The 25647-nt window shown below is 54.5% G+C and carries 27 protein-coding genes and 1 pseudogene; 9 read left to right on the plus strand and 19 right to left on the minus strand.

Going from position 1 to position 25647, the window contains the following annotated elements; genetic code table 11:
- A complete protein-coding gene (locus tag FBY02_RS01320) occupies nucleotides 1–720 on the minus strand; it encodes an ABC transporter ATP-binding protein (RefSeq protein ID WP_218570558.1) in 720 nt (239 codons plus the stop codon).
- A 43-nt stretch (nucleotides 721–763) separates the two neighbouring features.
- On the minus strand, nucleotides 764–2014 hold the full coding sequence (locus FBY02_RS01325; protein ID WP_144922341.1) for an efflux RND transporter periplasmic adaptor subunit: 1251 nt from the start codon (nucleotides 2012–2014) through the stop codon (nucleotides 764–766).
- A 427-nt stretch (nucleotides 2015–2441) separates the two neighbouring features.
- Between FBY02_RS01325 and FBY02_RS01330 the strand changes: the two genes are divergently transcribed.
- The gene (locus FBY02_RS01330) at nucleotides 2442–2987 is read left to right on the plus strand and encodes an AraC family transcriptional regulator (protein ID WP_144922345.1); all 546 of its coding nucleotides are present in this window, start codon (nucleotides 2442–2444) and stop codon (nucleotides 2985–2987) included.
- Nucleotides 2988–3200: 213 nt separating this feature from the next.
- On the opposite strand, the gene FBY02_RS01335 is transcribed toward FBY02_RS01330, so the two are convergent.
- From FBY02_RS01335 to FBY02_RS01355, 5 genes are read right to left on the minus strand one after another with little or no spacing between them, the layout of a single operon-like run.
- On the minus strand, nucleotides 3201–4256 hold the full coding sequence (locus tag FBY02_RS01335; RefSeq protein WP_144922348.1) for an alpha/beta fold hydrolase: 1056 nt from the start codon (nucleotides 4254–4256) through the stop codon (nucleotides 3201–3203).
- Entirely contained in the window at nucleotides 4246–5598 is a 1353-nt protein-coding gene (locus FBY02_RS01340; protein WP_144922351.1) for an MATE family efflux transporter, read from the minus strand. Before FBY02_RS01340 ends, FBY02_RS01335 begins: the two co-directional genes overlap by 11 nt.
- The gene (locus FBY02_RS01345) at nucleotides 5595–6239 is read right to left on the minus strand and encodes a hypothetical protein (RefSeq protein WP_144922354.1); all 645 of its coding nucleotides are present in this window, start codon (nucleotides 6237–6239) and stop codon (nucleotides 5595–5597) included. Before FBY02_RS01345 ends, FBY02_RS01340 begins: the two co-directional genes overlap by 4 nt.
- Nucleotides 6232–6492: an acyl carrier protein gene (locus tag FBY02_RS01350; protein WP_144922357.1), complete on the minus strand. Its 261-nt coding sequence runs from the start codon at nucleotides 6490–6492 to the stop codon at nucleotides 6232–6234. The genes FBY02_RS01345 and FBY02_RS01350 overlap by 8 nt, the downstream gene beginning before the upstream one ends.
- Entirely contained in the window at nucleotides 6467–7534 is a 1068-nt protein-coding gene (locus FBY02_RS01355; protein ID WP_256662450.1) for a 3-oxoacyl-[acyl-carrier-protein] synthase III C-terminal domain-containing protein, read from the minus strand. Before FBY02_RS01355 ends, FBY02_RS01350 begins: the two co-directional genes overlap by 26 nt.
- A 633-nt stretch (nucleotides 7535–8167) precedes the next feature.
- Here FBY02_RS01355 and FBY02_RS01365 point away from each other — a divergent pair.
- On the plus strand, nucleotides 8168–9340 hold the full coding sequence (locus FBY02_RS01365) for a Bd3614 family nucleic acid deaminase (protein WP_144922360.1): 1173 nt from the start codon (nucleotides 8168–8170) through the stop codon (nucleotides 9338–9340).
- Nucleotides 9341–9428: 88 nt separating this feature from the next.
- Here FBY02_RS01365 and FBY02_RS01370 read toward each other — a convergent pair whose 3' ends face one another.
- Nucleotides 9429–9899 (minus strand): Lrp/AsnC family transcriptional regulator, encoded by a 471-nt coding sequence (locus FBY02_RS01370; protein ID WP_024777205.1) that lies wholly within the window; start codon nucleotides 9897–9899, stop codon nucleotides 9429–9431.
- A gap of 124 nt (nucleotides 9900–10023) precedes the next feature.
- On the opposite strand from FBY02_RS01370, the gene FBY02_RS01375 reads away from it, so the two are divergent.
- On the plus strand, nucleotides 10024–11232 hold the full coding sequence (locus FBY02_RS01375) for a methionine gamma-lyase (protein WP_144922363.1): 1209 nt from the start codon (nucleotides 10024–10026) through the stop codon (nucleotides 11230–11232).
- Nucleotides 11233–11603: 371 nt separating this feature from the next.
- Nucleotides 11604–12479, plus strand: a complete 876-nt coding sequence (gene dapA / locus FBY02_RS01385) for a 4-hydroxy-tetrahydrodipicolinate synthase (RefSeq protein ID WP_144922369.1) — start codon at nucleotides 11604–11606, stop codon at nucleotides 12477–12479.
- 86 nt (nucleotides 12480–12565) lie between these two features.
- On the opposite strand, the gene FBY02_RS01390 is transcribed toward dapA, so the two are convergent.
- Nucleotides 12566–12790: a DUF2188 domain-containing protein gene (locus FBY02_RS01390; RefSeq protein WP_144922372.1), complete on the minus strand. Its 225-nt coding sequence runs from the start codon at nucleotides 12788–12790 to the stop codon at nucleotides 12566–12568.
- Between the two features lie 17 nt (nucleotides 12791–12807).
- Nucleotides 12808–12966 carry a hypothetical protein gene (locus FBY02_RS28030; RefSeq protein ID WP_178111852.1) on the minus strand — a complete coding sequence of 53 codons (159 nt, stop codon included), beginning with the start codon at nucleotides 12964–12966 and terminating at the stop codon, nucleotides 12808–12810.
- Nucleotides 12967–13242: 276 nt separating this feature from the next.
- On the opposite strand from FBY02_RS28030, the gene FBY02_RS01395 reads away from it, so the two are divergent.
- Complete coding sequence (locus tag FBY02_RS01395; RefSeq protein WP_144922374.1) at nucleotides 13243–14526, plus strand: OprD family porin; 1284 nt, start codon at nucleotides 13243–13245, stop codon at nucleotides 14524–14526.
- Here the strand turns inward: FBY02_RS01395 and FBY02_RS01400 are convergent.
- Both FBY02_RS01400 and FBY02_RS01405 read right to left on the minus strand, forming a co-directional pair.
- Entirely contained in the window at nucleotides 14523–14720 is a 198-nt protein-coding gene (locus FBY02_RS01400) for a hypothetical protein (protein ID WP_144922377.1), read from the minus strand. The two genes, FBY02_RS01395 and FBY02_RS01400, sit on opposite strands and share 4 nt — an antisense overlap.
- Nucleotides 14721–14722: 2 nt before the next feature.
- The gene (locus tag FBY02_RS01405; protein WP_144922380.1) at nucleotides 14723–15769 is read right to left on the minus strand and encodes a DNA-binding protein; all 1047 of its coding nucleotides are present in this window, start codon (nucleotides 15767–15769) and stop codon (nucleotides 14723–14725) included.
- Between the two features lie 196 nt (nucleotides 15770–15965).
- On the opposite strand from FBY02_RS01405, the gene FBY02_RS01410 reads away from it, so the two are divergent.
- Nucleotides 15966–16976, plus strand: a complete 1011-nt coding sequence (locus FBY02_RS01410; RefSeq protein WP_144922383.1) for a tyrosine-type recombinase/integrase — start codon at nucleotides 15966–15968, stop codon at nucleotides 16974–16976.
- A gap of 100 nt (nucleotides 16977–17076) precedes the next feature.
- Here FBY02_RS01410 and FBY02_RS01415 read toward each other — a convergent pair whose 3' ends face one another.
- From FBY02_RS01415 to FBY02_RS01425, 3 genes are all read right to left on the minus strand, one after another.
- Nucleotides 17077–17442 (minus strand): DUF5329 domain-containing protein, encoded by a 366-nt coding sequence (locus FBY02_RS01415; RefSeq protein ID WP_144922386.1) that lies wholly within the window; start codon nucleotides 17440–17442, stop codon nucleotides 17077–17079.
- Nucleotides 17443–17568: 126 nt separating this feature from the next.
- On the minus strand, nucleotides 17569–18249 hold the full coding sequence (locus tag FBY02_RS01420; protein ID WP_144922389.1) for an HNH endonuclease: 681 nt from the start codon (nucleotides 18247–18249) through the stop codon (nucleotides 17569–17571).
- A gap of 302 nt (nucleotides 18250–18551) precedes the next feature.
- A complete protein-coding gene (locus FBY02_RS01425; RefSeq protein ID WP_144922392.1) occupies nucleotides 18552–19343 on the minus strand; it encodes a helix-turn-helix transcriptional regulator in 792 nt (263 codons plus the stop codon).
- A gap of 136 nt (nucleotides 19344–19479) precedes the next feature.
- Between FBY02_RS01425 and FBY02_RS01430 the strand changes: the two genes are divergently transcribed.
- The 3 genes and pseudogenes from FBY02_RS01430 to FBY02_RS28260 all read left to right on the plus strand — a co-directional run.
- Nucleotides 19480–20583, plus strand: a complete 1104-nt coding sequence (locus FBY02_RS01430) for a polyamine ABC transporter substrate-binding protein (RefSeq protein ID WP_144922395.1) — start codon at nucleotides 19480–19482, stop codon at nucleotides 20581–20583.
- A gap of 95 nt (nucleotides 20584–20678) precedes the next feature.
- A complete protein-coding gene (locus tag FBY02_RS01435; protein WP_144922398.1) occupies nucleotides 20679–20969 on the plus strand; it encodes a hypothetical protein in 291 nt (96 codons plus the stop codon).
- 13 nt (nucleotides 20970–20982) lie between these two features.
- Nucleotides 20983–21188 (plus strand): annotated as a pseudogene (locus tag FBY02_RS28260) (c-type cytochrome); the annotation flags it as partial.
- 408 nt (nucleotides 21189–21596) lie between these two features.
- On the opposite strand, the gene FBY02_RS01445 reads toward FBY02_RS28260, so the two are convergent.
- From FBY02_RS01445 to FBY02_RS01460, 4 genes are read right to left on the minus strand one after another with little or no spacing between them, the layout of a single operon-like run.
- Entirely contained in the window at nucleotides 21597–22430 is an 834-nt protein-coding gene (locus FBY02_RS01445) for a hypothetical protein (protein ID WP_144922401.1), read from the minus strand.
- 32 nt (nucleotides 22431–22462) lie between these two features.
- Nucleotides 22463–23452, minus strand: a complete 990-nt coding sequence (locus FBY02_RS01450) for a PAAR-like domain-containing protein (RefSeq protein WP_144922404.1) — start codon at nucleotides 23450–23452, stop codon at nucleotides 22463–22465.
- Nucleotide 23453: 1 nt separating this feature from the next.
- Nucleotides 23454–24485, minus strand: coding sequence for a hypothetical protein (locus FBY02_RS01455; RefSeq protein WP_144922407.1), 1032 nt, complete (start codon nucleotides 24483–24485; stop codon nucleotides 23454–23456).
- Nucleotides 24482–25576, minus strand: a complete 1095-nt coding sequence (locus FBY02_RS01460; RefSeq protein WP_178111850.1) for a DUF2169 domain-containing protein — start codon at nucleotides 25574–25576, stop codon at nucleotides 24482–24484. Before FBY02_RS01460 ends, FBY02_RS01455 begins: the two co-directional genes overlap by 4 nt.
- Nucleotides 25577–25647 lie beyond the last annotated feature (71 nt).

Genomic DNA, 25647 nt, shown 5'->3' on the forward strand with positions numbered 1-25647 from the left:
TTATGCTTCCTTCACCAGGGTCAGTTGGCGCGCCTGTTCTCCATCGCCGACGACCTTTCCGTCGGACAGGACAATATTGCGCTGCGCACGCTCAGCCGAACGAGGGTCGTGGGTCACGATGCAGATCGTGGCCCCTTCTTCATGCAACTTGTCGAGGATATTCAGTACCGCTTCTGCATTGTTCGAATCGAGGTTACCGGTGGGTTCGTCCGCCAGAAGGATGGACGGGTTACCCACGATGGCCCGGGCGACAGCGACGCGCTGCTGCTGGCCGCCTGAAAGCTGTGAAGGATAGTGACGACTGCGGTGGGACATGTTGACCTTGGCCAGGGCCTCGGCCACCCGCTGTTGGCGTTCGGTTTTGGAAATATCACCGCGGTACGTCAGCGGCAGCGCGACATTTTCTTCGATCGTCAGATCGCTGATGAGGTTGAACGACTGAAAGATGAAGCCAATGTCCCGGTTACGCACCTGCGCACGCTGTTTCTTGGAAATGTTGTCGACATTTTGCCCTGCCAACTGATAAGTGCCGCTCGAAGCCGTATCCAGCAACCCGAGGACTGAAAGCAGCGTCGACTTCCCACAACCGGAGGGCCCCGATATGGCCACGTACTCACCCTTGGAAATGGTCAGCGTGATTTTGCTGAGCGCATGGGTTTCAATTTCATCGGTGAGGAAAATCTTGTTTAGGTCAGTCAGTTCTACCAAAGGTTCCATCATTACTGTCTCCAGGGCATTGTTCCGGTAGCCGGCGTGAGCTGCATCAGTTGGCAATTTGAATCTGTTCGGCACCCTGCCAGGCGGTGCTGTCACTGAGAATTATTCTGTCGCCAGCTTTAAGCCCGCTGGTGATCTGGATGTAGTCAGCAGAACCCTGCCCGAAATCCACTTTCAATTTGGTCGCTGAACGATCTTTTTCATCCAGCCGGTAGAGCGTAGAAGGCAGGTTATTCTGCGCGAACGGTGGGCGCTCGACATACAACGAATTATTGATTTTCGTCACCGCGATCAATCCATCCACGCTCAGGTCGGGACGTGCCTCCTGTGGCAGCGGCTGATCGAACGTCACATCGACCTTGACCGTACCGTTGATCACCGCGGGATCAACCCGCGATAACACACCCGGGAACCGGCTCCGGCCCGTGTTGATCGTGACGGCCTGGCCGACCGCCAGATCGCGCGACTGCAACTCGGGCACTTTGAGCTCGGCGTATAACTCCTTCTCTTTAGCCAGGCGAGCGATATCACTGCCGACCGTTACCCGCTGGCCAACCTGAACTTTCACGTCTTGCAAAATGCCATCTATCGGCGATTTAACCTTGAGCGAATCAACCTCCTGCTGACTCAATGCAACCAACGACTCCATTTTGTTAAGGCGGATAATATTAGCCTTTATTTCTGCCTCGACGCTGAGTCTAAGCGTCTTTAGCCGTCGTTCTTCGAAACTGACTTGCTGAGTATACTGTTCCGTCAGAATACGCGTGGTTTCATACTCCAATCTGGGCACCGCCAAAATATACTTTGTCTGGGCAGCGAGGCGCAGTGAAGAACTAAGTAGCCGGCTCTTCACGTCCAACATCAACGCCTCTTGATTTAGCGTTTTATTTTGCAGCTCGGCGTTTTTGGCCTCGGTTTCTGCTCGAAGTGCCTTAAGCTCCAGTTGCCGCTCCTGAAGTTGCTGCTCCAACGTCGGGTTACTCATGACCACCAGCAACTCGTCCTTGCTGACCTTCATCCCCGCCTTATAAATGACTCGCTCCACCCGAGCGTCAACGTTCGCCGCCACCCAATTGATGTCCAAAGGTAAAAGTACACCATTGCCCCGCACCTCGATGGCAAAGTCACCGAACTTAACCTCGGCAACCGTGACGCTGCTGCGAGCAATTTGGTAAGGCGAAAACTGATAGTTGTAGATCACCAGCAGAAGGATCAACAACAAGACACCACCCACCATGGCGTTCCTGTGCTTCTTGAGTACACGCTTTTTTCCCTGTTGCGGGATAGAGATATCCATAAAAAACACCAATATTAACCACCTGGATTGTTTGCAGCACATTCCATGCCAAGAGTAGAGAGTGATCATAACCTCTTGATATTCATTGAATAAAATTCTCGGAAAGACGAGAGCAAGTGAAGACCGAGGCCGCGACGTCTCATTTTCGAAACGGCAGCGAAACGTGCACTACGGATTGGCTGTTATTTATGGGAAAGCCGCATGAAATCAAAATCCCAATAATGGAACGCAAGGTAATACCCCGCAAAAAAAGTATCCCGAAAATGGGACTTCAATTTCCCTAAATCGAGAGCAGCACAAAAAGCCCTTAATAAACAGTTGGTTATGATGACGCAAAAACTGGCATGGCAATTGCCATAGCGTGAGGGAGTCACAGCCTATCCGATAATAAAAAACTTCACCATTGGGCCTGCAGAACGGAGTCTGTATGTGGGACGTTAAAATCTCGAATGCTGAGAAGACCCTCTTTACGCAAAAAATAATGGATGACCTGTACACACGTCATTTTCAAATCTATGGCAAGCATGCACATACGGAAAAGGCGCTGTGCATTGTCACGGTGATCAATTACATGGTCGAAAATATTTCGGAGGAAATCACCTTGGAAGACCTGGAGAAAATCTGTGGTAAAACCCGATTCGATATTTGTCGCGTGTTCAATCTGTTTTATGAGGTCACCCCGATAAAATGGATGTGGAAGGTCCGCCTGGCGTTAGCAAAAGAGTTCATCAACCTGGCCCCGGAATGGTCATTGACCGACATCAGCTACGCCTGTGGCTTTTCGTCCCTGCCGCATTTTTCTCGAAGCTTCAGCAAGGCCTACAACGAAACGCCACTGAGATTCAAACAGGACGTAATGAAATCGACCGGCCAGAAAGTGAAGAAAGAATCCTCCGAATATGATTTTATTTTTGGCATTCAACGAAATGGTTTCTCACGCAATATGCTGCTCAACAACATAAATTCATTGTAAGTAATAAGTCCCGCTGGATCCGCCTCCCTCAGTCACTCGCACAACCGCAGATATGAAAACTCAGCGTCATGGCGCAACGGATCTCCCCTTGTCGGGAGAAAGCAAAAACCGTGGTCGAGGCGACAGTCACTTGCGGTTGAAAGAATAGCGAGTGCTTGGGGGACGGCAGGAAAAGTACGCGGGCGATCTGAGTCGCTCGGTTATCAGTGGCAATCAGCGCCCTGTACGTTTGATACCTATACGAAAACCGCTGCGCAGACACAGCGCCGGATCAACCATGGCGAAATAATCTTCCTGCGCGGTATTGTCCAGAAATCTGGAAATACGATTGAACACCGTGGGATCGCGCAGGGCTCCATTGTGGCCTTTTCCTTCGGTTATGATCAGCTTGCTTTTATCCAGTGCGTAGTTAAGTACCATGGCTTCTTCCAAGTCGATACTCACGTCTCCCTTATCATGCAATATCAGCACCGGCTGTTTAATTTTTGCAATGAGCTCCGGCCCGATTTTATCCGGGTGTACGCCGTACCGTAGCTGATAGAGCCTTTTCATCGACATCGCAATGTTGCGCGGTAGTTTATTGTTAAGCACATAATTATCCAGGACCTCACCAAAACTGCAGGGGCTACTGATCAAGATCATTCTCTTGAGTAACAATCCCTGGAGTGCGGCCATGCACCCTACCAACCCGCCGGAGGAGTGCCCGACCACCACCGAGAAAGGACCGTATTGTCGCTCGATATCGATGACCGCCCTGGAGAGATCGTAGAAAGACACACCCTTGCCCGGGGATACGCCATGGGCTGGCAGATCAGGCACAAAAACACTGTACCCCTTTGCCTGCAAGCGCTGGGCAAGGTGCCTGAGCATGATGCCTCGCCCATCCCAGCCATGCAGTAGCAAGACTTTCTCTGCTTGCTTCGCGGATTGAGGGTAAATGAACATTTTTACGAAGGTCTGCCGCCAGGTGAAATTTTCCTGTTGGCATTGGCTGAGCAGTATCATCTCGGCGGGTTTATAGGGCAACGGTCGGGTCTTTTCAAACAGGCGCAATGCGCACATCGCTGAAAGATAAGAAGACATCATGTTCAACGAGTAGAGATCGAACAACCTTATTAAACGGCACACACGAACATAGTGAGTCGTTGGCCGGACACGGGCCTTCATCAACAATTTCGGCCGACGTCGCAATACCACCAGCACGCGAAAGTAATTTTGGTGAATCAGCGACACTATCAGCAACAACGGATAGATCGCGCTAAATAACATGTTCGCTCCCGATTTTATTTGCCAGCCGCCAGTATTCGTTGGCAAAGGCCAAGAAATTAATCGCACTGAACGTGATGATGATACTCATGATGGCATTCAAGCTAGAGAAGCGATCCCAACCGACCAATAAAACGATCACCATGAGCAACTCGATGATCACCGTCAGAATCAGCACCCGACGCGCCTGGTCAAGTTGCTCAAGTAAAGCTTGCAACGACGCCACGAATGCCGTGAGAAAGAACGTCGGTAATAAAATCAGCATCATCTGTTGACTGGCGTCCCTGATCGTCCCGTTGCCTGAAAGAATGCCGATCAACGCGTCCTCACTCAGGTAGACCCCGACGGTGAGCACGGCATAAAGCCCGCCAATGAACATCAGTCCGCGATGCAAGAGTCGCCTCAAGCCCTCGCCGCTACTGATTGTCAGACGCTGGTTTACCAAAATCGCCAGAGCAGAGCCGCATGCCACGGCGGGAATGACGATGAACATCCTGATCTTGGTAATGATCAGGAACGCGGCGACATATTGCTCACCCAATGTTCCAATCAGGGGAAACACCAGCAATGAACTGAAGAACACCACGATAAAAGATACGAAGATCGGCAGGCCAACCAACTGCAGCAGCCCTTTCAATCGGGCAAGGAACGCATGCGGACGATCGTCCTGCTGCTGACGACCGACACGCCACACCAGCAATGTCGCAACGGGCATCAACAGGCCGGACGCCAAGGCATTGGCCACGATGATGGAATAGAAGCCCAAGCCGTAGACGTGGTAACTGATGTAGCAAATACCGGCGTTCAGGACAATATAGGCAATGACTAGAAACATGCTCAACGTGCTCTTGCCCTGCCCTCGCAAGGCGCTGTTGCACATTTCCAGATGAATGAACGGCAAGATCGAAAGGAAGTAGAGGGGAAGCGCTTCCTGATAAAAGCCCCCACCGGATACAGGCAGCAGCTTCTCCAGCCAAGGTGCGCAGAGTGCGATCGCACCACTGAGCAAGGCCACGACCAAGATACCCAGCACAGACAAAATGGACGTGGCTACCAGCACTTTCTGCCTTGACCAAAGGTTCAGCGACCTTGCACTGAATACCTGGTTAGTGATCGCCAGGCACTCGAGAATAGCCAGGAACAAAAAGCTGAATGGTTGGATCATCGACAACCAGTAAATCGACGTTGTCTCGGCGCCATGCCCCAAAATAGCGGTTTGGATGTTCTGTGAAAAAGACACAGCGACGGCAACGACAATCATTGGCCAGGCAAGCTTGAGCAGGTCCGCAATATCCCTGCTTGCTCCCTGGCGCTGCGACAGGGTCAGGTCCGGTGATGTGTTCACAGGGCCTCCCCCACGCTTGCGTGCCGTGGCAGGGTGTAATGCCTCGTCGTTTTACCATGCAGGCTGTAAATCATCATCGAGAGATAAGACAGCGTGTGCGTCGCGCCCAACAAATAGCCGTGGCCTCCCATCAGTTTTTCCGCCCTGTTGGCCAACTGGGTGATTTGCCACTGGTCTTGTTCGGCGTCTTGAAAGTCCTGCGCGGCGATGCGCATTTCCCATTGCAACATCAGTAGGCTGCACTGGCTGCTCACGTCGGCAAACTCGGCCTTAATCAACTGATGCTGGGTGGTTTTCACACCAAAGCTGCGGCGCGCTGACAGATGCGTCCAACTCATGCCCAACATGCGCGTCAGCAGTCCCAAGCGGGCCGCGACGGAGATAATCAGGCAAGTGTCATCGACGACCGTTGCCTGCTCCGCTCCCAGGTATCGAAGATCCAGGCCAAGCGAGGCAAGTACCCGATCTGCCGGCCCGGACTGGCCGGCAGCGTCATCCCGCTCGAACGGCATGAGTTGATATCCTTGGCTGAATACCGGCTTGGTCTGATCGGGTAAGCCAACGCGCAATAGCCGCACGGCTTCTGCGGGCTCATGGTCCGCAAACAGCTGATAAGTTCGGTTAAACGGCCCATCAGGCATACGCACTCTCCAGCTGCAGGTGCTGCCCAATCCAACTGATCAACTTGCCAACGGTGGTAAATGCATCCTGATTGATCTGATCCGGATCAAACATCAGCCCAGGGACTTTTTCCTCAAGCGTCAGTAAAAACTGAACGAACAATACCGAATCCAGGTCCAGGTCTTCGTTGAAATCCGTTTCCAGCCCAACCGACACGGTCGAAGACATGACATCATTGAGCGCTTCATTAACTGCTGACAGAAGATTTGACATGTAGAACCTCGCTATTTTCATTTTTCTCAATTAAAACGCATGAAAGCGTAACCCCCATGCCCATGGTCAGGCAGAGAATTTTCTTTCCCGTGAAGTCTTCCAACAGGCCAGATAAGTTAAATAGAACGTCTGAGCAATAAGCATGTCCGTACTCAGCGACATGTCTGGTAAACAGGATGCCTTTGAAATTCAATTTCTCGACAACTCTTTCAAGCATCGGCAAGTCCAGATTGCACGGAACGATGGCATCGATGCTATCAGCGGGAACGTTGAACTTATCCAGCACGGAGAGGTAAAAATCATGATAGTCCTGCTCCAGCGATGCATATAATTCGCGCCGGCGCGCGGCAGATTCATGCCGATGATTGTCATAAAATGAGGACATGTGTTTTACCGCCGTATGGGTCAAATACCATTGGGCGGGACCCGCATTGAGCAGCATCGCGGCCGGTATTTCAGCCAATACGCTGTTATCCAGTCGATTGACAGCACTGTGAAAAGCCTTTTCCCCTGTAAGAAGAATCATTGGCTCGCCGCGCTTGCTCGAACTGTTTTTTAATAAATGAATCGCTGACAGGGCAGATGAGCAATGATTCAAACTCACACTGAGTACTTCCCAGTGCCCTATCCCGCACGCCTCGGCAACATTCTCCAGCCAGCGATCATCAAAGAATGTGTTATGCGTTTGTGTTTTGGCATACACCAGGCAACCTTTGACCTTTTTCACCTGTGGGTTTGCAATAACCAATGCGCACAGCGTATCCACAAGCATCTCGGCGTGGGTTCCGGAAGACATTCCGACGGAGTGCAAAGAATAATAACGCTGTAGTACCTTGCAGCCCCCAGGTTTTAAACCATGAGACTGCTCAAGCGTGCTGAGAGGCTCTAGTGAAATACGAACCGGCAACCAGCATAAATAATTAAGTGGCAGCATAACGTTCCCGCAAAGAATATTTTCAGTGCCTGCATCAATTAGCCACATCGTCCCAGAAACGGATCGGGCTTTTTGCCTAAAATTGCTTAAAGAGGATGTTTTTCCCATTTGCAGGTCCCACAAATGGGATTTCTACCGGCGTTCAACGGGGTTTAGGGGGGGACAAAAAGTCACCGGTGCGCGCTGAGCTGGAAGAACCGGTACTGTGGCGCCGCAATCGCGACATGACGATCACAGTGCGTGCCGACGTGAAGGATGGAGAACAGAACCGGGTGTATCGGCGACGCAGCAAATCCGGCCGTTACTCAAGGAGGTCGAAGCCAAACTGCCGACCGGTTATCGCATCGACGCGGGTGGCGCGGTTGCAGAACTTTCCCGCATGTGGATGATGACGCCGACGGCGCTTGCCACTGTGCTTTCGATCCCGCTCACACGCAGGGTGTTCTGGGGCCCGATGGCAATTGCGATCACCGCCTCCCTGCGAATCCAGTTCCAGAGAGCACGATGCAAAACCTCCACTCCTTATGCATGTCGCGACTGATCGCGAAAAAGCAGATCGATGTCTATGATGTAAAACTATGAAGTCCTCCTAACTGCAGGACCTCATGTCGAAGGAGTTTCAGTGATCGTGGTGCTGATGACGTCGAGCTGCCGGTCGTGGTCGGAGATCGCATCATCCAACGCAAAACGTTATAGCCATAAAGCTACACCTGGAGATGCAGAAATAGAAGGAGCTTGCCGATGAACTTGCAGGAATGGAAAAACTGGCTTGCATTATGTAAATTTTATTACCTGGGAACTGATCAGAATTTCGCCTGCAGCAAGGCAGAAGATCGCACAGCCTATAGAGTCATTCAACTTCACAAACTGAAATATTTTGAGATTCTTGCTGCTTTGGGGAGCGTGATAAGGCCTAACATGAGTACTGATCTGGACTTGCTGGTGCATGATGCCACCGCAAATCCCAACATCCCTCCTCTCCTGGGGTTGTACAATTTTGTAGGGCGAGTAGTTCTATTTGGGAAAACCTTGCACGTACAAACGTACGCCCCTGCATCGGAGGGGCACCTGAAGAGCAAGTTTTTTATTCCTTCGACAAAAACAGAAAATATCGTACAAGCGCTTCCTATTCCTACACATAAAAAGCTTGAAATCAATTCTTCTTTTTCAATGATGGATCTCGCCAGCACGGATGAGAGCTATGTAAATGTACCTCGCCTTTACATGTGCGCGGCTTTTGCACTTCTTCATAACCAGACTAAACTGGGCGGCAAACTGGGTGACTACAACGTAGCTGCGCTACTGGTGGCGAAAAATGGAGAAATCATAAGCTATGGTTTGAATAAATCCGGCACCAACAGGCTTTTTCATGCCGAGGTGTGCTGTCTATACAACTATTTTGTGAATTCTTCAGTCGAAATCCCGGACGACAGCCACTTATTCGTCACTTTAAAACCCTGCTTAATGTGCGCTAGCTTCTTGGCGCATTATGCAAAAAATGTCAGGGGATTCAAAATATATTATGCGCACACCGACCCAGGGGCAAACGAGACCTGCCTCGAAAGAGCGAATATGTTTGTAGAAAAGCTCGGAAACAACGGCGGCAAGCCATTGAAATTAATAAAAAAAGATTTTTCTAGCGGCAAAATTATCAAATACAGCGTGAGCGATCATCTAGACGCCAACATCAAAACAAAAATCATAACATCGCTTCGGAATTACAGTTGGCTGTACAAGAACTGTAATGACCTGCTTATAGCCAAGAAGGCAAAATACGATAGCGACTCATCATTAAAGCCGGTGGCAATGGCTTTAAAACAAATAAATGATTTCCTCGCCTTTTTGCAGATAGATAATTTCAACTCAAATTGGCATGATTTTTTGAACATTGATTGGGGCGATATGGATATCTGACCGGTAGTCAACAGGTGCGCAATTAGATCCGAACGGGCTGCTCAGATAACGCGCCCGCCCGGCCCGATAGACAAAGGTAATACCGCGCTCAGCCCAGCACCGGGATCACTCGCGAGGGCTTGACCGATTTGAACGAAAAACTTGAATAGATCTCTTTGACCGCCGGCAAGGTTTGCAGCACCTCTCGCGCAAATTCGCCGAAAGACTCCAGGTCTTTCGCCACCACTTCCAGTAGAAAATCGTAGCGTCCGGAAACGTTGTGACAGGCGACGATCTCCGGGATTTCCAATAGGCGCTGTTCGAAGGATCGGGCCATTTCCTGACTGTGGGACTCCATCATCACGCTGACAAATGCGGTGACGCCGTAGCCGAGCGCCTTTGGCGAAAGAATCGCCTGGTAGCCGGTAATCACTGCGTTTTCTTCGAGAATTTTCACCCGTCGCCAACACGGCGAAGTGGTCAGGGCCACATGTTCGGCCAGTTCGGCGATGGTCAGCCGGGCGTTGCCTTGCAGGGCCGCGAGTAGGGCCTTGTCGGTACGATCCAGTTCGCCGGGCATGTCTTGCCTCCAAATTGTGTTTTTCGGAGCGTTTATTCCAATTGATTGGTTATTTGTGGGCCAATTTGGAATTTTTCTTGTAGAGATTGAGCATAGCATTGTAGGAAACACAGGAGCGCTCAACATGAACAATAAAAAAAATGAACTGGGCTTTTCCACCCGCGCCATCCATCACGGCTATAACCCGCTGGACAACAACGGCGCACTGATCCCGCCGATCTACCTGACCTCCACCTTCGCCTTCCCTACCGTCGAGTACGGCGCCGGTTGTTTCGCCGGCGAAGAATCCGGGCATTTTTACACGCGGATCTCCAACCCCACATTGGCTCTGTTGGAGTCACGCATGGCGGCTTTGGAAAACGGCGAGGCGGCGGTGGCCTTCAGCTCCGGCATGGGAGCCATTGCCGCGACCTTTTGGACCCTGCTGCGCCCCGGTGACGAGATCATCCTCAACCGTACGTTGTACGGTTGCACCTTCGCCTTGCTGCACCACGGTATCGGCGAGTTTGGCGTCAAGGTGCGCCACGTTGACATGTCCAACCTGGCCGAACTGCGCGATGCCATCAGTCCTTCGACGCGCATGATCTACTTCGAATCCCCGGCCAATCCGAACATGCAGTTGGTCGACATCTGCGCGGTGGCTAAGATTGCCCACCATCACCGGAATGTCACCGTCGTGGTCGATAACACCTACTGCACTCCATACCTGCAACGTCCCTTGGAAATGGGTGCGGATGTCGTAGTGCATTCGGCCACCAAGTACCTCAGTGGCCATGGCGATATCACGGCCGGCATCGTGGTTACCAGTCATTCACTGGCGGACCGCATTCGCCTGCAAGGCCTCAAGGACCTGACCGGTGCGGTAATGTCGCCTCAGGACGCTTTTCTGCTGATGCGCGGGCTCAAGACCCTGTCACTGCGCATGGAGCGCCATTGCAGCAACGCCCAGGTGATCGCCGAGTACTTACAAGCGCACCCGGCCGTCGAATGGGTCACTTACCCCGGCCTGCCCTCCTTTGCTCAGTACGACCTGGCGTCGAGGCAGATGAAGTTGCCCGGGGGCATGATCGCCTTCGAACTCAAGGGCGGCCTGACCACCGGCCGGCGTTTCATGAACGCACTGGAGTTGTTCGCCCGCGCGGTCAGCCTGGGAGACGCCGAGTCCCTGGCCCAACATCCAGCCAGCATGACCCATTCCACCTACACGCCTGAAGAGCGTGTGCACCACGGGATTTCCGAGGGGTTGGTGCGTTTGTCGGTGGGCCTTGAAGACATCGCGGACCTGCTAGCCGACATCGCCCAAGCGCTGGATGCCTGTGCTCAAGGAGGTTGAACATGCCCCACCGCTTATCCCCCTCGTGGACTATCACGCCGTTGAGCATGGCGCCCCACCAAACTGCGTGATCAATTTTCCGCTGCATAGTTGACCAAGGCACCGCACCCTGTGCACTATCGAGCAGTTCCTCTTCGCAACGGATCAACCATGATTCTCACCACTGACCACATGCTGTTTGCCAAGGGCCTCTGCGCCCAGGCATGCGCATGCGTGTCCGTTGCCAAGAAATCCAAGAAACAGCCGCTCATTTGACCGGGGCGCTGTCCCGTCAGATGAGCTGACAGGACAGATAGCGCCAGGCCTCCTCCCCGCTTGATTCCCATCCCCTCCTCTGACGTCGACTAATCGGTCTGCCTGAGGAGTAATGCATGTCTAATTTTCGCGGTATCTGGGTTGCACTGGCCACGCCTTTTCATTCGGGACACGTCGACTTCGACGCGCTCGAAGGTTTGGTGAAAACGCTCCTTTCTGGAGGCGTGAGGGGGCTGGTCGTATGCGGCACCACTGGCGAAGCCGCAGCGATGAACAAGGATGAACGACTCGAGGTACTGGATGCAGTTCTGCAGATCGCTCGACCTGACCAGGTGATCATGGGGCTGTCGGCCAACAACCTGCAGGAAGCCCTGGCGTTCCAGCAAAAGATCCAGAGCCGTGACATTGCCGGCGTTCTGGTTCCGGCGCCCTACTACATCCGGCCTTCGCAGCAAGGCATCGAATCATTTTTCCAAACAGTCGCTGATGCCTCATCTGTCCCAGTAGTCCTTTACGACATCCCCTACCGAACGGACGTGAGGATCGAACGAGAGACGCTGAGAAGGATCGTGCGCCACCCAAAAATCGCAGCGGTCAAGGACTGCGGTGGTGATGTCGAAACCACCATGGCCTTGATCAAGGACGGCAATGCAGAGATTCTGACCGGCGAGGATATCCAGATCTTCACAAACCTCGCCCTGGGCGGGGCCGGCGCCATTTCAGCCTCGGCACACATCCGTCCAGATCTGTATGTCCAGATGATGCAGGAGATGGATAGAGGCGATGTCATAGGCGCCCGGGCTACTTTTTACCGCCTCCTGCCTTGGATAAGGATGGCGTTCGCTGAGCCCAACCAGGCTGTCATCAAAGCAGCTCTGAGCATCCACGGCCTGATCAGCAACGAGCTTCGTGAGCCCATGCAAACTTGCTCATCAACGACGATGGAGCGACTCAGATCTGTGCTTTCAGGTTTGACCTGTCAAAGCGCATAGGTCGGGCGGCGATCTCATGGGTGTGGTGCTATGCCCAAGAACCACCACACCCTAAGCGTCGTTTCGACGAGATCTTCGAATTGGGGTCACCCCTTCGACCGCCTGGGGTCAGCGGAACGCGGATAGGTGCGTTCTTCCTCAATGGAGCCGTCGGCCCTGTGAATCTTCACCGAGGCAGTTTTGCCATCAAAGAAATCTGTCAGAGCGTTCATCAGCTCCTGCTTAGTGGCCGCTTTTTTAGAGGCACGCTCTGCGCCGGCTTTCTTAAGTTCCCAGCCATCCGCAGACGGGCTCAGGTGATAGTTGTCCATTGCCTTGCTCCTCACATTCAAATGGATTCTGCTTCGTCCTGAATATCTTCCTCCGCCTCGGCGGCATCAGTGGCGTCGGCATCGTTCAAGGGCGGTGACGTGGGCTTTTCCGGATCGTTTATGTAAGGCACGCGGCTAGGGCCGTGCTCTTCAAGTCCTTCAGTCTCAGGCTGCATGCTGGTTCTCCTTCTTCTTTGCGATAGTGATTGGAGGACAGCCGTTGCGAGGCGTTCAATGCCATACGAGTTTGCGCCAGCGTTAGCCGATGAGTCGTACCCACTCAGAATTAACAACGTTTAACTCACCAGCCAGAGCCCTGCGGCCAATAATCGGCCCCTCGTCACCGAACTGGCTCCAGCATGCGCACCGCAACTCAAGCACTGACCCCCCGCATCCTTTGCAGCAATAAAACTCGCGCCCAACAATGGCCACGATCCAGGCTCTGGTTATCCATGTTGCTAATCGGTACCTGCGGCACCGCCCTGGCTGCCGAGCCATCGGCACAAGGCTTTATGGACGGCTCAACCCTGGATGTGTTGAGCCGCAACTTCTTCCTGCAGAATGACTACCGATCCCCCTCCCCGGCGAACAAAAACTATAAGCAGGAGTGGGCTCAAGGTTTCATCGCCTCATTTGCCTCCGGTTTTACCCCCGGCACCGTCGGGTTTGGTATCGACGCCCATGGTTTTCTCGGTGTGAAACTGGATGGCGGCAGGGGGCATTCCGGTACGGGATTGCTGCCGCTGGATTCGGATGGCCGCAGTGAGAGCGACTTTTCCAGTGCCGGCGGTGCGTTGAAACTGCGTATGTCCCAAACCACCTTGGCCTACGGTGAGATGACCGTGGAAACACCGGTGTTCGACACCGCCGATAAACGCCTACAACCTGAATACGCCACGGGGTTTCTGCTCGACAGCCGGGAGTTCGACGACGTGCATTTGCAGGCCGGACGTTTCACCGCGTACAAGAATCAGGATGCCTCGACCCGCAGAGGGGATTTCACCGGTTATGGAGTGAGCACCGAGACCGGCAGCATCAGTTTCCTCGGTGCCCAATTGTTCGAGGATCAGCCGCTGGGCGGTGCTCTCTATGCATCCGAGCTGAGCGACACCTGGCGTCAGTACTACGCCAACCTGCATCTGAAGCAATCCGGGTTCTTTCTGGACGGCAACGTTTACCACACCCAGGATTACGGCGACGCCGAGGCCGGCGCAATTGATAACACCGCCTATAGCCTGTCTGGCAAATACACCGTCGGCGCCCAGGGATTCACTCTGGCTTATCAGAAGATCCATGGCGACATGCCCTTCGACTTTGTGGGCGGCGACTCGATCTACCTCGCCAACTCCATCAAATACGCTGATTTCAACGGCGCCGGCGAACGCTCGTGGCAGGCGCGCTACGACCTCGACCTGGGTGCTTTCGGCGTCCCCGGATTGAAACTCATGGCCCGCTACGTCACCGGCCGCGGCATCGATGGCACCCATGCCCCCCAAGGTGGGGCGTACAATCCATTTGACCCGGACGCCGGCCAGTTTGTCCCGCAACAAGGGGACGGCGGACGCCATTGGGAGCGGGATATCGATCTGCACTACACCGTGCAATCGGGGCCGGCCAAGGATTTGTCCATGCAGGTGTCCCATGTGACCCATCGGGCCAACAGCGCTCAGGGCGGGGATGACATCGACCGGGTTTACATCGTGGTCGAGTACCCCCTCAAGCTGGGACGTTTTTAACCGGTCTGCCTCCCGCTGACTTTGAATATCGTCCGGTGATCTCTGTTGCCGGCTGCATCCAGCTTCATGATCGGAATCAAAGGGCCAAATGACTCAAACCGGCCCATGAGGATTTGGGAAAGTCGCTGATGAGCGAATTTCCACGCTGACGAGCCTTCATCATGGCCCTGCGGATTTCCTGCGATCTGATTCATGCTTATCTCCTGGGTCGTTTCGAAGGCTTGGTGTGCGTCTCTGCCCCCGAGGAGGTATCGCTACCCTCCTCCGGGCTTGTCTCAACCTGCCGAAGTTGCTCATTCTCTTTCTGAAGCGAAGCGATCAGCGCCGTGGTTTCCCGCTCACGCAGCTCGGCTACAGCGGTGGCTTTGTGAAGCGCCTTTACCTCCTCATGCAGAGTCGAGATCTGTTCCATGAGGTGTTCAGTCACCCCAGCGGTCCTGGCCTCACCCTGGCGCAGCGCCGCAATTTGGGTGTTGAGCGACTGAACCAGGGCTTCCTGGGTATGCAGGGCCTTGGTTTGCTGCCTGGCTTCAGCGAGCAGGCGTTCATTGTCGCGATTCAGTCGGGTCAGGTCGTCCTGTTTTACGGCGATGGTTTCTCGCAGCTTGCGCTGTTCAACCTGCATCTCGTGCAGTTGAGCCTCGTGTTTGCGCTGATCCTGATGACGCTGCTCCTTCGCCGCCTCTCGATAGTGCTCGAGCGCCCCACGGGCCTGGACATGCTTTTCCTCCAGCGATTGGATGTGCTTGTCCTTTTCAGCAACCAGGGATTCCAGGTCGGTGCAGCGCTGGCTGAGGCGTGCGTTGCGCGTCAACTCAGCCTGGAGCGAGGACTGGGCGGTTGTGAGTTCCGCGTTCTGCGTGTCTATCGCGGCCTGTTGGGTAGCCAATTGTCGTTGAGCGGTAGCCAGCTCTGATCTGAGCTCGATGAGCTGGTTTTCCAACGCGGCCCGTTGCTGCTCAAAAGCCGCAGAGGCCTGGGAGATGACCTCCTGGCCCTCCTCCATCAGTTGATCCAGCAGCGTCTGCACCATGCCGTTGAGCGTTTCACTCATGCGCTCACGTGAGGTCACAGGCTCTGAATTGGACGGTTCAAGTTCTTTTAGATAGCGAGAAATCGTGGTTTTAGAACCCGTATTTCCAAGCTCGACGCGCACGGCGTCAATGCTGGGGTTGGCGCCCCTGGCGAGCAGCGCCTGACGTGCCTTTTGCACTACAGCCTTGTTGATCCCGCCTCGAGCCATAAAGCCTCCTATGATTTCGTACTGTATTACATGTCATGTAAATACATACTGGAATTGACGAACCTTACACCCTTTCATGTTGACTTTCTACAAGTCCATAATAATGCTTTATGGCTTCTTGACTCGTCGCTACGCCCGGAACACCTCCAAGCGGCGTATGCAGGTAGCAATGCTCCGATTTTGAAGGCGGCAAACAATGGAAAAGGCAGATCGATATCTCAGTGCCGGCACCCGAAAGAACACACGGAAAAGCTACCGGGCGGCGATCGAACACTTCGAAGTCACCTGGGGTGGATATCTGCCCACGACTGGCACAGGCGTGGTTCGGTACCTGGCGGAGTACGCTGACAAGCTCTCGATCAATACCCTGAAGCAGCGCCTGGCGGCCCTGGCCCAATGGCACATCTCCCAGGGCTTCCCTGACCCGACCAAAACGCCTGACGTCCGCCAGATGATCAAAGGCATCAGGGTCGTGCACCCTGCACAGGTCAGACAGGCCGCCCCGCTGCTGCTGAAGCACCTGGAGCAAGCAGTCGCCTGGCTTGAAGGGCAAGCCACTGCCGCGCTTGAACGCGGAGACTACAAATCGCTGGTGCGTCATCGCCGTTCGGTGGCGATTATCTTGATCGGGTTCTGGCGTGGTTTTCGAGGCGATGAGTTGACCAGGCTGACGGTGGAGAACACGAAAGCCATCAGCGGTGAAGGGATTACCTTTTTCCTGCCCTACTCCAAGGGCGACCGCCAGTATGAAGGAGCGACCTTCCAGACGCCGGCGCTCGCCATGCTCTGTCCCGTGGAGGCCTACATCAACTGGATAACAGTTGCCGGGATTGCAAAGGGCCCGGTGTTCCAGCGAATTGATCGCTGGGGCAACCTGTCAGGCAAAGCCATGCAACCGCATAGCTTGATTCCCGTGTTGCGCCGCATTTTCAAAGAAGCAGGCTTGCCTGCGGTGCTGTACAGCAGTCACTCGATGCGGCGCGGCTTTGCGACCTGGGCATCTGCGAATGGTTGGGACATCAAGGGATTGATGGGATATGTGGGCTGGAAGGACATGAAATCGGCGTTGCGTTATGTGGATGCCAGCGTGTCCTTTGGCGGAATGGCTCTGCGCGCTGCCCAGCATGCGCCCGTGCTGGAGAAAAAAGGGGGCGGCCGGCGATCCCCAAACGCAGACCTACCCGGCACGCTTCAAACACTCTTTTAGACAATGAAAAGCGTATCGAAGAGTCCCCGGCTCAATACGCTATTGTTGTTGAATAAAAGCAAGCAAGAACCAGAACCGCTATATTCGTCTTGAGGCAAAATCAATGAAGCTGCCGTTGTCTCTGTAGTTCCCGCTTGAGCCAGGTACTTGCAGGCTGTACGCCTTCTGGACATCGCACCTCATAGTCGCGACCACTCATGCTGCTTTTCGTGGCAGCAAGATCGATGAAGTCTTCTGCACTGTTCACCTTATTCTTGTCCTTCAGGTAATCCAGCTTTTTCTCCAGGTGCATACGAGCCTCGGACCCTGGGAACGCCTCTCCGTTACGCACGAATTGGCATTCACTGTGCTCGACAAAGTCCAGCAGACCCCTTATCTCTTGAGTGGCTTGAGGTGTGGTTTGAGCTTGGGCGTTGGTTACAATTGCGATAAGGCAAATACCCGTTGCCATCATCCACATCCGCATGATTTTTCCTCGTATTGGCACTGTTGCGATTCGCTCTTCGACAACAGAGGGCAAGAAGCCGGTTTTGGTAGAAATGGAGCCGGCGCCAGGGGTGCAGGCGGGATGGCTCCCGTGAGCATACACTGATTATTTAGCTGCCTTGCCTTGAACGTATTGGCGCAAAGCCTCCGTTCGATGCAGTGACTCCGATGTATGAGCGAGCCTGTGGCAATTCGCGCATAGCAACGCCAGATCCTGCGCTTTGGTTTTCCCTTTATGGTCTCCATGAGACAGCGGGACCTGGTGATGGCACTCAATGATCCGAAAGCCCGCCGCTCCGTAAAGCCCGTAGAAATCGACGCCACACGCCTCACACTCAAGTTTTTTCGTTTGAAAAAAACGCTCGTTCTTCAGCCGCAGAGAAACACCTTTGGCTCGCTCGCGCCGACGATGCTGGGTCATTTGCAAAGACCCTTCCGCATATTCCGAAGCGACCAGGCTTTCCATTGCTTTCAGGAATTTGGAATGAAGCGCAGACACTGCCTTCGATTGGACGGTTAAATGCGGTAAATCGGCTTGGTTGTAAAAATCAAAGTTCTGCAGGACATGCACGAAGACCTTGGAGGAGTCTTTATCCAATGGGGCCCGTCTCCAATCATCAGAGCAGACTTTCTCTGCCGGCCCATGGCCGACACACCGACTTGAATAGGGACAGGTGGACAAACACTCCAGATCACTCGGCGTGTGCCATCCCTCCTGCCCAGGCATCAGAGAATCCAGAATGCGTTGATCCTCCTCAGTAAAGCTCACGGCCTCTTGCACCAGCATTCAAATACTCCTTCAAGAACAAGCGATAAGAAGCTTTCGGCTGGCTCGGCCATTATGTGAGCAATCATAAGGGTCACTTTTTCTGATGGCGGATGGAATACCGAAGAGCATGGCGTTGGTGGCGGGCAGCACTGCTATGTAGGGCGCTCTCGCCTACCACGACTGGCGCGGCGAACCCCGGACCCACGACGCCGCCCTGGCCCGCATCACGCAGCTCAACCGTACCCCGCTCACCCTTTACGACCAGCCGTTGTGGAGCATGGAGTCGTGCTTGAGGCCGAGTGACCGGCCAGGACGCAGGTTCAACTCGACGTAAGGGCATCCTGCTTCGACGTAAAGAACCGAGCGAACAGTTCTGACTGTGACTTGATATTCAGTTTCGAGTAGATGTTGCGACGGTGCACTTTTATCGTTTCGGCTGACAGAGAAAGTTTTCCCGCGACTTCCTTATTGGAAAACCCGCTCAACAATAATTTGAGCACATCATTTTCCCGCATCGTTAACGGTGCGCCAAGCGAGGTCATTGTCTCCGGCCATGGGGCTTGCGCGGTAAAATCCTTCGCGACGTCAACCTCGAGATTCATGCGCTGATGCATGAGCGCCGTCACCCATGGCTTGATAAGATCAAGTGTGGTTATCTGCTCCTGACTGAATCGGATATGACTTCCGAAAGAAACGCACAAGGTTCTTTCAGCGTCGAGCCTGACGTTGTATTGCGCCTCATCCACCGAAATATACTGTTCAAAGTACTGATGGTAATACTCGGTCTCGAGAAAGTGCTCAGGTGCGACATCCAGCATATGAAAGAAGCCGCTTTGAGGGTTTTCCCGATCTGCTATATAGAACGGGTCCAGCATGTACAGCCCCTTCACATAGCGATGGATAAACGCATCGACTTCTTCTGTGTCGGCCACTTCAGGAAGACTGACAACTTGCACTTGTTGATTGCTGAAAATCAATACCACCCAATTGTCGACCTGCACATACTCATTCAACAAACGAACAAGTGAGCTCCAGAATTCTGGACGGTTCAACCGCATGATCAATTGTCCAATCGATCGATGCCAAGCCAGGCTATGGAGGTCGAGAGGCATTTTCTACCCCTTTTGGGTTAGGGATTTGTCGGGCGCGGGTAAGTATTCGTAGGTATTTACTATTCGTCAATGCCCGGTATATTCGCTACCGGGTTACGAGGGCCATGAGGGCCGTCGCCTTGACAGGGATAGTTGTATGAACAAGTCGCGCCTGCGCAGCATTTTTTCAGCCTCGCTTCTTTGTATCGGAATAAGCAGCTCGGTGGGAGCGGTGGAATCCGGCGTGCACCTGTACAACTGGTTTGGGTTTATCGCCCCGCAGACCCCGAAGGAATTCGAACAGGAAACCGGTACCCGCTTCCACATGGATGCGTTCGACAGCGCCGAAATCATGCAGAGTAAGTTGATGGCTGGGCGCACGGGATACGACGTGGTTGTCGCCACATCCAATGTCTTGCCAAGCCTGATCCAGGCCGGTGTGCTTCAGCCGCTGGATCGCAATCAGCTAGGCAATTTATCCCATATCGATCCAGACATCTTGTCTCAACTTGCCGTCAACGATCCTGGCAATCGTTATGCCGTACCCTATCTTTGGGGCACCACCGGCATTGGCTATGACGTCGATAAAGTCAAGGCCGCACTGGGCGATGACGCTCCGGTCGACAGCTGGGACCTGATATTCAAAGAAGAAAACATCAGTAAACTGAAGTCCTGTGGCGTGGCGATGCTGGATTCACCCAGCGAGATCATTTCGATTGCTTTGCATTATCTGGGGCTGCCGAGCAACAGCAAGAATCCGGATGACTACAAGAAGGCCCAGGCGCTGCTGTTGAAAATCCGTCCCTACGTCCTCTATTTCGACTCATCCCGAATTGACGCCGACCTTGCCGATGGCAACATCTGTGCCGTAGTGGGATGGGCCAATGGTGCTCTTGCTGCGCAGGCCATCAACGAGAAAAACCAAACCGGGCGCAAGATTGCCTACAGCCTCCCGCGCGAGGGTGCGCTGGTCTGGTCGGAAAATCTGGTTTTGTTGAAAGATGCTCCCCATGCGAAAGAAGGCATGGCGTTTATCAATTACATGCTGCGCCCTGAAATCATCGCCAAGACTTCAAATCACACCCTGTATCCCAACGCCAACAAAGACGCCACTGAGTTTGTCGAGCAACATCTGCGCGACAACCCCTGGATTTATCCAGACAAGAAAACAGTTGCATCACTTGTCCCTCTAGAACCTTTGCCATTGGCCTTGGAACGAATTCGCACCCGCGTCTGGACCAAAGTGAAGAGCGGCATTTAATCCACTGTTTTTTGCCTGTCGTAATTAAAACTACATAGGGAAGGCAGTCCTCACTAAAGGGGGACTGTCATAGGGTCTTAGGAAGGGATAGGATCATGTGCCAAGGTGATTACCAAGCCTGCTTGAACTCGGACGAACGCAAAGCCTATAACGAGATTGAAGAACAAATCATTCATTGCACTCCCGAACAAGCCTGGGCGATGTACTCCATTTCGACTGGAGTGGTGCGTGTGAACATCTCCCAGGTAGTGCAAAAACTCATCATCGGCGGAAATAAGGCGTTGCTGATGGAGTTTCCCGAATTTGCCCCAGCCGAAAAGGACGTTCGTCATGCCATGGATCGTGATTCCGGCACAGGCCGGCAACATAGCGACTCTCACCCGTAAAATCGGCAATCACCTGGGCTTGCCGCTTTTGCTAGGGTGCTTATCACTCACTCAAACATCCCTAACCTTGGCGGACAACACTAACGGCAAAAATCTCTACCTCCAGAGATGCGCCCTGTGCCATGGAGCCGATATCAAGGGCACAGGTTCTTGGCTAATAAAAGCAATCCTCCTCCCCCCGACTTGACCAGCGCCGCTTTCAAGAAACGACTCAATGATTAAGATTAGAAGAAACCACAAGGCTGGCTCTCGTGTGGATCAAGTTCGCTTATGACGTGGCGACGGGTGATACGCCATTCGACGCACCGCTCACGCCTCAAATCGAAGCAAGCTTGGGGCTCCCCTCGATAGCTCTAAATCAATGCGTTAAGCAAGAAAACGTAAAAATTCGGACGCTACTACCGTCGACAACTTCCTCCTTGCGGCAGGTGTGTGCAGGGGAGAATGAGTCCTGGAAAATATGAATATGCTGCCGAGCGCCACATCAGGTGTGCGCTTGTTTCGATCATCGATGGGAACGCCAGAGCGGGCTAGTCATTACGCCGTCCTGACTCAAGCCTACAACTATCAGGTGCATGCTAAGGACAAGCATGGTGGTGACGAGCACAGCTTCACTCGGAATCAGCGTTAATCTGGAATGCGATGCCCAAAGAAATAACGGACGCCACTTTCGAATCCACTGACATGTGAGTCTTCGAGAAAGGCTTCCAGAAGGGCTGAGGCCTGCATCGGTCTGAACACCCGATCATGGTAGAAGGAAGAGCAGTCGATGCCGGTCGCACATTCGAAGCGCCGGCGCAGTTCGAATGGGAAGCAAGGTTCTCGCAGGCGCCGTAGAATCCGCTGGGCCAGGCCAATCACACTCAGCGGTTCACCGCCGTCGACACAGACCTGATCCGTACCGAATCTACCCGCCAGTTCGGCGCATCTGTTCAACACCGCGTTGCGATAGCTGTCCAGTGAATCATAGTCCTGATGGTCGCAAAGTTCGTATCCCGTCTCCAGGCAAGCCGAGAGATGTACTGGCAGGATCTCGGCGTCGCTGATGGTCGCGACCCGTTCGAATGCAGCGAGAACAATGGGCATGTCGGCCAGCTTTCCGCGCCGCGTGAGCACTGCGCCCCAGGCCAGCGTGAGCTCAAGACCCACTTCTTCGGATGCCAGTCGTACTGCGAGAGTGTCGACAGTAGAAGTCGGTCCGGCATCGCCTAACAGTTCCGCGCATAGGCGTCGGTTGACCGGATGGGTGTCCCCGCTGCCCAACTCGACGAGCCCTGGCAGTAGACTGAAATCGCCAAGTTTTGCCCGCCGCAAGGCTTCCAACCACTGAAAGTAGTCACCCTCCTGCGGCAACTGCCCGACTTCCCTTCCGGGAGGCATGGTCACTGCGTCAGGGTAGGCAAAATATCCCCGCCCCTGCCAGTCGACCATTTCGGGGTTGCCATAACGACTCCACTCCATTGTCACTCCTCACAATCGTCGCTTGCGTCGTTTCAGGCTTTTGAGGCCAATGACTGCAGCGTACCAAAGCGCTTGTCCAGATTCCGACATACAGGACACAAGTCGCCGTTTTTCTCAAGATTACCTTCACCGACGGGACAGCCGCCGGCCGCAGCCTTGGGAACCAGGTGATTGACCTGACGCTCGTCCTGAATCTCGGCCTGCACCGGCGCGCGCCCCAGCTTCGGCGTCAGATTTGCAATCACTTGTGCTTCGCTCGGTACGTTGAAAACCCCTTGGTACGTGTCACGCAGGCTGTTCCAGGCACTTTTGTTCGCCTGCCGTTCCGCTGGTGTCACGGGTCGCCTGAATACGTTGCAAGGCGCAGACGGAACGAGCCGGCTGCTGCAGGTGCAAGGCGGCGTTGCCGTCTTGCGATTGTTCACGTCGTTCATCAAGGCGGTGTATGCAGCCGCATGGGGGGCCACATTGCCGGCAGAGTCTTTCATGTACCAATCGTCCATCGTCATCGGTTTACCGGCGGAATGACGAGGCCCATTGCAACACGCGCATTTGTAAGGCCTTTCATCTTCCAATTCGCCCCAACCCACTGCTTCAAGATTCGGATTGGGAGCCCCCACACCAGGCGCGCTGGCATGATTGCTGGTGGTGATGTCGCAGTGTCGGCAGACATACTTGCCCTCGATCTGAACATCCATCGACCAGGCCTGGAAGTAGGTCTTGCCCGTAATCTGGTGCGTGATCACCGACATTCCCCAGGCCCGGGTTGCCGCTTCGTCACCAAGCATGGAAGGCTGGTAATAGGACTGTTGTGACAACGCTGCCGGCTTACGTTGCAGCATGACCGTCCTGGAGCCCTGTTTAAGCGCCGACGAGAAGGAAGTGTCCGGATAAGGAATCGGAATCGGCCCGGCAGGAGGCCCTGGCGGCGAAAGGCAGACATCGGGAAACGAGGCGATCACTTTGCCCATGCCGGCTTTTCCGGCGATCTCATTGCTGTTGGCATAAACCTCGTGCGACATGTCAGCGCTCCCTCACTGTGCCACTGATAACGGCTGCTGCGCGGGCACCGTTCGCTGACGAGCTGTGTACCAGTGCAATCGGACCGGGGGCGTAGCCACGCGCAAACGCTTGTTCAAGCCAAGCGATTTGTATCGCTCCCAACGCCGCTCCACAATCGCCAACATAGCTCGCCGGATGCCATAGATCCTGGGTCGGGCGGGTTTGCCGCATCAGGCGAGACTGGACCAGGGCCAGGTCCTCGAACCCATAGGCTTCGCCCGACACATCGCTCAAACGCCAAGCGATGTCGTGCATGGCAACGCCTGCTTGTGCGATGGCCGCTGCGACAGCCGTGGTCATCCCCAGGCCCAGTTGCGGCTCGTCATTGAGCACTGTGGCGGCATCGTTGCCAGTACCCACGCCACGAACGACCAAGGGCGCGGCACTCATCGGCTTGCGACTGACGAGCAGCACCGCAGCGCCTTCCCCCGGAATCACGCCATCCGAGCGTAGCGTGGTCTTGAGCCGGCCGCTGTGCTCCAACCAGAGCAAACAGCGGGGATCGGCGAGGGAATCGACCGCCACGATCAGGCAGGCGTCACGGTCGGCCTGGTCCATGGCGCGCTCTGCCAGACTCAACGCTTCGATGCTTGCAACATGCCCAAGGGCCACATGGGCAGCGCCTTTACGTTGCAACAGCCATCCTGATCGCGCCTCGACTTGCGTCACGATGCCGTCGATGCGCGAGCCAGGCCTTTGTGGCTCGGACGTGCAGAGAAGCAGCGGCAGCTCGCTTAGATCCGCACGATCCGCCAATGTGGCACGGCTTTGACCCAACACCTGAATAAGCATTTCGACGAGCCGTGAACGCCCGTGGAGATCCTCCGCCACCGTTGGCACTCTCGCACCCATGATCGGTTCCAGGCCATCTTCGACCCACGGCAATTCGTTGAAGCCGCTGATCCCCGCACGCATTGCTGCAGCGGCGGCCACGGGTGACAGGCCGACTGCGCAGACCAACCCCAGGCAAGACAGGTAGACGGGCTGCATCATGTCTTCGTCTCCCCATGTCCGAATGAGGTGACCAGGTCTGACAGGTTGGCGAAATGCGGTTTACCGTGCGGGTCTGTATAACGGCGCCTGCCGACCTGTATTTCTCTCAGTTGCGCCAGTTTGCGAGGCAGCGACACCGATGTCCTGCCGAGTAACGTAAGCCGGGCACAACCGGGCTCGAGGATAACGGTGTCAGCGTTGATGGCCGCCTGCACCTGGCGATTTTCGAAGAGGAAGGTGATCGGGATGTCGAAGGCCGGCGTTTGAGCGACGAACGACCCACCCGGACTCATATTGGCACAGGTAAAGCGTGTGCCGGCTTCCAGACGATCCAACTGCTGATCGAGCGGTGCCGCCTGGAAATAACGGACGTCGAAATTTTCCGGCAGGAAGGGCCGGCGTGTCTCGAACCAGTGCCGGTCGTATGTCCCGGCAAAACCGATACGCGGGTGCCAGCCCCGGCCGATGGGCGCAAACCCAATGGGTTGCGGCTTATCCGTCCAAGCCCCCGTCAGATCGTCTGGGCGCTCCACGTTTGGCAATCTCGTATTGAGGATGCTGTCGTCCCGGTCATTCAAATGGAAACCAACACCGGTGGGATTGCGAAGATCGCTGCCACGTTTCGTCTCGTCGTCATGGGATTGATCGCTGCCGCCAAAAGCACGATCCCAGGAAAGCGGTATCGAGGTGAAGGGTGACGGCGGCGACGCCACGATCCCGGTAACACCGAGCGTCCAAACGCGATCGCCACTCACCACTGCAAGCTTATGGATACCCGCACCCGCGAAGCCGACGTGTAGCCGGGTCACGGGTTCACCCTTCGGAGAAACAGCCGAGGCGTGGACCAGCACATCGACGCGTGGTTTCACCGGCGCGAAGTCAGACTCGAAACGGACCGATGTCGTGCCGGGATCGCCGTGATGCTGGTCGCAATAGACAAAGGGGATCTGCTCCGATGCAGGCACGCAGCCGCCCTGATCGTTAACGTCAAAGGTCGCCCTGACAACCACAACGCAGTGCTTCTGTCCGCTTTTGTCTGTTGAAACAAAGCGTTCGGCGAGAAACGGAGTGGTATTGCTGGTGATCTGCATAGTGCTCTGGTGACTCGTGCACATAGCCTGGCAACAGTCTTGAGGGCATGAACACCCTATGCTGTGGCGCT

The organism is Pseudomonas sp. SJZ078, from assembly GCF_007828255.1.
GTDB lineage: Bacteria > Pseudomonadota > Gammaproteobacteria > Pseudomonadales > Pseudomonadaceae > Aquipseudomonas.

Excerpts from the sequence above, each read along its gene's own strand:
- FBY02_RS01320 (WP_218570558.1), bottom strand. The coding sequence starts at position 720 with ATGATGGAACCTTTGGTAGAACTGACTGACCTAAACAAGATTTTCCTC.
- FBY02_RS01325 (WP_144922341.1), bottom strand. The coding sequence starts at position 2,014 with ATGGATATCTCTATCCCGCAACAGGGAAAAAAGCGTGTACTCAAGAAG.
- FBY02_RS01330 (WP_144922345.1), top strand. The coding sequence starts at position 2,442 with ATGTGGGACGTTAAAATCTCGAATGCTGAGAAGACCCTCTTTACGCAA.
- FBY02_RS01335 (WP_144922348.1), bottom strand. The coding sequence starts at position 4,256 with ATGTTATTTAGCGCGATCTATCCGTTGTTGCTGATAGTGTCGCTGATT.
- FBY02_RS01345 (WP_144922354.1), bottom strand. The coding sequence starts at position 6,239 with ATGCCTGATGGGCCGTTTAACCGAACTTATCAGCTGTTTGCGGACCAT.
- FBY02_RS01350 (WP_144922357.1), bottom strand. The coding sequence starts at position 6,492 with ATGTCAAATCTTCTGTCAGCAGTTAATGAAGCGCTCAATGATGTCATG.
- FBY02_RS01355 (WP_256662450.1), bottom strand. The coding sequence starts at position 7,534 with ATGGGAAAAACATCCTCTTTAAGCAATTTTAGGCAAAAAGCCCGATCC.
- FBY02_RS01365 (WP_144922360.1), top strand. The coding sequence starts at position 8,168 with ATGAACTTGCAGGAATGGAAAAACTGGCTTGCATTATGTAAATTTTAT.
- FBY02_RS01370 (WP_024777205.1), bottom strand. The coding sequence starts at position 9,899 with ATGCCCGGCGAACTGGATCGTACCGACAAGGCCCTACTCGCGGCCCTG.
- FBY02_RS01375 (WP_144922363.1), top strand. The coding sequence starts at position 10,024 with ATGAACAATAAAAAAAATGAACTGGGCTTTTCCACCCGCGCCATCCAT.
- dapA (WP_144922369.1), top strand. The coding sequence starts at position 11,604 with ATGTCTAATTTTCGCGGTATCTGGGTTGCACTGGCCACGCCTTTTCAT.
- FBY02_RS01390 (WP_144922372.1), bottom strand. The coding sequence starts at position 12,790 with ATGGACAACTATCACCTGAGCCCGTCTGCGGATGGCTGGGAACTTAAG.
- FBY02_RS28030 (WP_178111852.1), bottom strand. The coding sequence starts at position 12,966 with ATGCAGCCTGAGACTGAAGGACTTGAAGAGCACGGCCCTAGCCGCGTG.
- FBY02_RS01395 (WP_144922374.1), top strand. The coding sequence starts at position 13,243 with ATGTTGCTAATCGGTACCTGCGGCACCGCCCTGGCTGCCGAGCCATCG.
- FBY02_RS01400 (WP_144922377.1), bottom strand. The coding sequence starts at position 14,720 with ATGAATCAGATCGCAGGAAATCCGCAGGGCCATGATGAAGGCTCGTCA.
- FBY02_RS01405 (WP_144922380.1), bottom strand. The coding sequence starts at position 15,769 with ATGGCTCGAGGCGGGATCAACAAGGCTGTAGTGCAAAAGGCACGTCAG.
- FBY02_RS01410 (WP_144922383.1), top strand. The coding sequence starts at position 15,966 with ATGGAAAAGGCAGATCGATATCTCAGTGCCGGCACCCGAAAGAACACA.
- FBY02_RS01415 (WP_144922386.1), bottom strand. The coding sequence starts at position 17,442 with ATGCGGATGTGGATGATGGCAACGGGTATTTGCCTTATCGCAATTGTA.
- FBY02_RS01420 (WP_144922389.1), bottom strand. The coding sequence starts at position 18,249 with ATGCTGGTGCAAGAGGCCGTGAGCTTTACTGAGGAGGATCAACGCATT.
- FBY02_RS01425 (WP_144922392.1), bottom strand. The coding sequence starts at position 19,343 with ATGCCTCTCGACCTCCATAGCCTGGCTTGGCATCGATCGATTGGACAA.
- FBY02_RS01430 (WP_144922395.1), top strand. The coding sequence starts at position 19,480 with ATGAACAAGTCGCGCCTGCGCAGCATTTTTTCAGCCTCGCTTCTTTGT.
- FBY02_RS01435 (WP_144922398.1), top strand. The coding sequence starts at position 20,679 with ATGTGCCAAGGTGATTACCAAGCCTGCTTGAACTCGGACGAACGCAAA.
- FBY02_RS01445 (WP_144922401.1), bottom strand. The coding sequence starts at position 22,430 with ATGGAGTGGAGTCGTTATGGCAACCCCGAAATGGTCGACTGGCAGGGG.
- FBY02_RS01450 (WP_144922404.1), bottom strand. The coding sequence starts at position 23,452 with ATGTCGCACGAGGTTTATGCCAACAGCAATGAGATCGCCGGAAAAGCC.
- FBY02_RS01455 (WP_144922407.1), bottom strand. The coding sequence starts at position 24,485 with ATGATGCAGCCCGTCTACCTGTCTTGCCTGGGGTTGGTCTGCGCAGTC.
- FBY02_RS01460 (WP_178111850.1), bottom strand. The coding sequence starts at position 25,576 with ATGCAGATCACCAGCAATACCACTCCGTTTCTCGCCGAACGCTTTGTT.